This window comes from Synechococcus sp. R8-2 (assembly GCF_047461715.1).
In the GTDB taxonomy this organism is placed as follows: domain Bacteria; phylum Cyanobacteriota; class Cyanobacteriia; order Thermostichales; family Thermostichaceae; genus Thermostichus.
This window is the reverse complement of record NZ_JANSHQ010000421.1, coordinates 1-4,972: the sequence shown is the minus strand read 5'-3', so window position 1 is coordinate 4,972 and position 4,972 is coordinate 1. Positions and strand designations below refer to the sequence as shown.

The following is a 4,972-nucleotide window of genomic DNA, read 5'->3' as shown; positions in this document are numbered from 1 at the left end:
AATCTGTTGGCTTCCTTGGTGCTGGGATCCCGGGCCGCCCAATTGGATTTCGACTTGCAGGATGCCTTCCGGGAAATCGGCATGGCCCATGCGCTGGCCGCTTCTGGGTTTCATGTGTCGCTGTTGGTGGGGGTGGTGTTTGTCCTGACGCGCCGGCTGGCGGTGCGCCTGCAGCAGGGGATCATTCTGGCAGTGCTGGGGCTTTACATTGCCCTGACGGGGTTCAGCCCTTCGGTGTTGCGGGCAGCACTGATGGGGGCGGCGGCCATGCTGGTGCTGACGGAGCCGCGCCTGGAAGGAAAGGTGAAGCTCAATCCCCTGGGGACGCTACTGGTGGCGGCAGTTTTGCTCTTAATCTACGAGCCGCTGTGGATTACAGACCTGGGGTTTCAGCTCAGCTTTGCCGCCACCCTGGGCCTGCTGGTCGGAACAGCCCCAATTGTTTCCCGGCTGGACTTTTTGCCTCCGGCTGTGGCCACCGCCTTGGCCGTTCCGCTGGCAGCCCAGATCTGGACCTTGCCGCTGCAAGTGGCCATCTTTGGCCGCATCCCCACCTACTCGCTGCTGGCCAACCCGCTGCTGCTGATTCTGCTAGTGCCGCTGCTGGTGGCGGGGTTCGGGGTGGCGTTTGGGGCTTTGCTCTGGCCGGGGCTGGGATCCCTGCTGGCCCGGCCCTTGACGTTTTTGATCACGCCTCTGATCAACTGGGTGAACTGGATGGCCAGCTGGCCTCTGAGTTCCTACTACACCGGCCGGGTCTCCCTGCTCCAGTGCCTGCTCCTCTACGGGGCGCTGGTGGCCCTAACCTTTTGGCCGCGGTGGCGACAGGCCTTCCGCTGGCAGGGCACAGCCCTGATCATGGCCGCCATCCTCCTGGGTCCAAGGATGTGGCCGGGGCCGCCGGTCCAAATTACCGCCTTGGCCAGTGGACGAATTCCCATCCTGGCCATTCAAGCGGAAGGGCGCCACCTCTTGCTCAACAGCGGGGATCCCCGTTTGGCAGAACGCACGGTGTTGCCCTTTTTGCGGCAGCAGGGCTTGCACCGTCTGGACGGGGCGGTGGCCATGACCTCTGTCGGCTCTGCCAATGGCGGCTGGGAGATCCTGCTGTCGGCTTTCTCCAAAGGAGTACGTCCCGCCAACGCGATTGGGCAATTCTGGGATGGGGGAGGGGCTAATGCGGCTTCCGAAAGTTACCTGCGCTCCCTCAGTGCTGTGCAAGCTGCCCAGATCCCCTATCAGGTGCTGCAGCCAGGCGATCGGATGCCTTTCTCGGAGCGGCTGCGGCTGCAAGCTGTCTACACCAATCCCCTGGTGTTGACACTGGAGGCTGAGGGATCCCATTGGCTGCTGCTGGGCTCTGCCGGCACCCATGTGCAAGCCGAGCTAACCGGATCCCCACTGATGCCGGCCCAGATCGACTGGCTGTGGTGGGACGGAGGATCCCTGATTTTGGATCTGTTGGAGCGCTTTCAGGTGCAGGCGGGCATTAGCTCTGGCCCTGTCAGCGAAGCAGTGACTGCCTGGTTTCGGCAAAAACAACGGCCCCTCTACGTAGCCGATCGAGCTGGAGCGGTGAGCTGGTCGCGACGGGGAGTGCAAACCCTGAGGGCGCAATTGGAGTAGGGCCGGTTTCCAGACCAGGCAGCTTTCTCAGCAGCCTCCCAGTTATCCTGTTTTTGCAACTACGAGCCTCAATCGTTCTCAAGCGTTAATTATTGATTCATGACTGCCTTATGAGCATAGCTGCCAATTAGGCTAAGAATAGCCTCAAGAGGTTTTGCAGCGGGTGATCCATGTCCAAGGCAGAGATGGCGCTGAGCTTTCTGGCCCAGATTCCTCCCGGCTATCTCAACCTGATGGGGTATGTGGACGAGTCGGAAGTGAATGGGCCGGGCTGCCGTGCGGTGGTGTGGGTGCAGGGCTGCTTGCGGGAGTGCCCAGGCTGTTTCAACCCGGCTTCCTGGCCGTTTGTCATCCATCAACTGGTGAGCGTGACCGACCTAGCAGCCCAAATCCTAAGCAACCCCAAAAATCAAGGGGTAACCTTCTCCGGCGGGGAACCCTTCTGGCAGGCTCCTGCCCTGGCCAGCTTGGCGCGGCTTCTCAAGGCCAAAGGGCTGACAGTGATGTCTTTTACCGGCTTTACCCTAGAACAGTTGCACTCCCCCCAAGCTCCTCCCGGCGCCCAGGAGCTGCTGCAAGAGCTGGATATTTTAGTGGACGGCCCCTATCTCCAATCTCAGGCCATTCACTCCCCCCACTCGCTGGTCTCTTCCCGCAACCAGCGGGTGCACGTCTTCAACCCCGCCTTGCAAAACCAGCTTAATTGGGCCAGTGACCAGGTGGAAATTCATATCCTCAAAGATGGAACCCGCATCGTTACCGGCTACGGCAGCCAGTTTCTCCTCGACGAGGCAGGCTCTTGAACTGCAGTGATCCTTTATCCTACACCTGCAGCGGTTCCCTGGGACAAGCGGGCAGTTGCCAGCACATCTCCAGCCAGCTTTTTAGCTCCTCAGGTTGGCCCATGAGGCTCATTTCCACCAGCAGAATGGCGGCTCGGTCGGCGGCTCCTTTGGATCCGAGACGAATTAGGGCAGACAGGCTCTCTTCCCGCCAGCAGATGGATACCCCCTGCCGGATCAAGGCCCGGGCGGCAATGGGGATGCACGAGAGTGGCACTTGGATGTCTCGCCGCTCGTAATCGGGAATGGACAGCATGAACGGCAACCCAAATCTTTATTATGTCTTAATCTTCTTCCCTTTTCGCCTGTCCGTCACGGGTCTTTGCAAAGTATGAAGTGATCTTTTGTGAACTTTGTAGAGAACTCGACATCGTTGAGAACAGTGGGTAAGCAAGCGCGGGATCTCTCGCGGGATCCCTGGAGAAAACTTAAAAGATAGCGGCGATTTCTCAGCCTCATTTCCCCACAGCCGCGAGAATGGCTGCATGCGCAGGAGATGGGGAGATGCGAGCAGAAGGTTGGGAGAGGCGGGTTGGTCGCTGGTTGCCCAAGGCCACCCTTGCCGGAGCCGTATTGATCCTAGTGGCGATGGGCAGGCCGCTGCGACTGGTGGGCAACGGAGAAAATATGGTGGTGTTCACCTGGGGAGGGGGGGTGAGCCCGATGGCTTTGCAGCCAGGTCTGCATTGGGTGCCGCCTTTTGTCTCGCGCACGGTTACCTTCGATGTAAAAACGCAGGCCCTCACCTGGAAGGACAACGACCCGACTGCCTACGCGCCGCGGCTGGTGGCCCTTTCTCAGGATGGGCAGCAGATTGCGGCTGAGGCGACGCTGCAGTTTCGCATTGTGGACGCCCCCAAGGTCTATACGCAACTGGGGGAAAATTACCTGGATCGCATCGCCCCCATCGTCCGGTCGGTCATTCTGAATGAGACCAGCGGCTTTTCCGCCCAGGCTCTGTATTCTACCGAGCGTCCGCTGCTCCAGGGCCAAATCCGCGAACGGGTGGCTCTTCTGCTGAAGGAATACGGCATCGAGGTTTTGGATTTTCTGCTGCGGGATGTGGATTTCGATCCCGATTTTGTAGCGGCCATTGAGGCAAAGACCATTGCTGAAAATCAACTGGCGCAAAAGCAATTTGAGATCGAGCAGGCCCGCCAAGATGCCCGCGCCATCATTTCTCAAGCGGAGGCAGAAGCCGGTCAATTGAGAGCCAAAGCACAGGCCCTCACCCAAAATCCGCAGTACCTAGAGGTGGTCAAAGCCGCGGTACTGGGATCCCGTCTGGAAACTTTGATCACCAAATAACTCAACAGGAAATCAATCCTTTTAGCCTGTCCCCAATTTCCTCAGCTCTTCTCACCGACCCTAAAACGGGAGCAGCCGCCATGTATCCAACAGGAGAAGCACCCCACAGCAGAGCCGGTTGGCTAACCGCGGGAGGGATCGCCGTCTTGGCGGCCCTGGGAGTGCTCCGCGCTTGCCTGTACGTCACTTTGCCCGGACATGCCACTGTAGTTTTCAATACCTTTTCCGGGTTGCAGAAGGGGCGGGTGGAACTGCCAGGGGCCATCTTCCGGATCCCAGGGATCGAGACGCCGATCACCTACACCGTGCTCACCCGCGTTTGGGAGTTTACCAACGACCCCGCCTCGGCCAATGCCATCAGCAACGCCATCACCGTGAACACCGCCGATGGGCAAGCCTTTGCCATCGATGTAGCCATTGCCCTCAAGCCCAACCTCGCCACTTTGGACGAGCTGCACGCCAACATCGGCGAGAACTATCTTTCCACGGTGGTGGTGCCGGTGGTGCGCTCCAAAATCCGGGATATCTCCGCCTCTTTCAATTCGGAAGACTTTTACCGGAAAAGCCAGCGGGCTGCCATCGAACAACGAGCGCTGGACTTGATTCGCCAAGAGATGCCCACTGTCAACCGCGATGGCCAAACCCTGCCTCTGGTGCAGGTGGAGGGCCTGTTTCTGGGCAACCCCGATTTCCCACAAGCCTTAAGAGACTCGATTGAACGCAAACAGGTGGCCTCGATTACAGCACAAACGGCGGCAGTGCGGGCGCAGATCCAGGAAAAAGAGACGGAGCGACTGTTAATCCTGGCGGCGGCCAACCAGCGGGCCATTGAGCTGAAAGGACAAGCGGCAGCGCAGAACGCGCAACTGGCGGATCTGCTGTTCTACGAGAAGCTGCAAGAGCGCATCCAAAACCCGACGGGCTCGCTGCCCCCTTTGCGCATCATCCGTGTCGAGGGCGATGCCACCGTGTTTCTCAATGTGGATCCCCATCAGGCAGCCCTGCAAAGAGGGCAGTAGGTTCAGCAAAGTTGCGGAGTACAGACTTAAAAGTCTGAGTATAAAGTGTGTCCAGATGTGAAGGCGAAGGGATGTCATTCGAGTTCGTTGACATCCTACCGCCAGGGGTCTGGGCTGGGATCCCTCGTAGAGTTGCGCCGAATCCAACTCAGGGGGAAAGCTCGTACTCGATGCAAG

General features: G+C 59.2%; 5 protein-coding genes. 4 read left to right on the top strand and 1 reads right to left on the bottom strand.

What is annotated here, in order from left to right:
• Both NW819_RS10215 and NW819_RS10210 read left to right on the top strand, forming a co-directional pair.
• Positions 1–1,626, top strand: a 1,626-nt coding sequence (locus NW819_RS10215) for a ComEC/Rec2 family competence protein (protein ID WP_414413672.1), incomplete at its 5' end; no start/stop codon positions are given.
• A 185-nt stretch (positions 1,627–1,811) separates the two neighbouring features.
• Positions 1,812–2,429: a 4Fe-4S single cluster domain-containing protein gene (locus NW819_RS10210; RefSeq protein ID WP_414413671.1), complete on the top strand. Its 618-nt coding sequence runs from the start codon at positions 1,812–1,814 to the stop codon at positions 2,427–2,429.
• A 19-nt stretch (positions 2,430–2,448) separates the two neighbouring features.
• On the opposite strand, the gene NW819_RS10205 is transcribed toward NW819_RS10210, so the two are convergent.
• Positions 2,449–2,724: a hypothetical protein gene (locus NW819_RS10205; protein ID WP_414413670.1), complete on the bottom strand. Its 276-nt coding sequence runs from the start codon at positions 2,722–2,724 to the stop codon at positions 2,449–2,451.
• 248 nt (positions 2,725–2,972) lie between these two features.
• Here NW819_RS10205 and NW819_RS10200 point away from each other — a divergent pair, with 248 nt between their 5' ends.
• Entirely contained in the window at positions 2,973–3,776 is an 804-nt protein-coding gene (locus NW819_RS10200; protein WP_414413669.1) for a prohibitin family protein, read from the top strand.
• Positions 3,777–3,856: 80 nt separating this feature from the next.
• The gene (locus NW819_RS10195; protein ID WP_414328732.1) at positions 3,857–4,795 is read left to right on the top strand and encodes a prohibitin family protein; all 939 of its coding nucleotides are present in this window, start codon (positions 3,857–3,859) and stop codon (positions 4,793–4,795) included.
• The last annotated feature ends 177 nt before the right edge of the window (positions 4,796–4,972 follow it).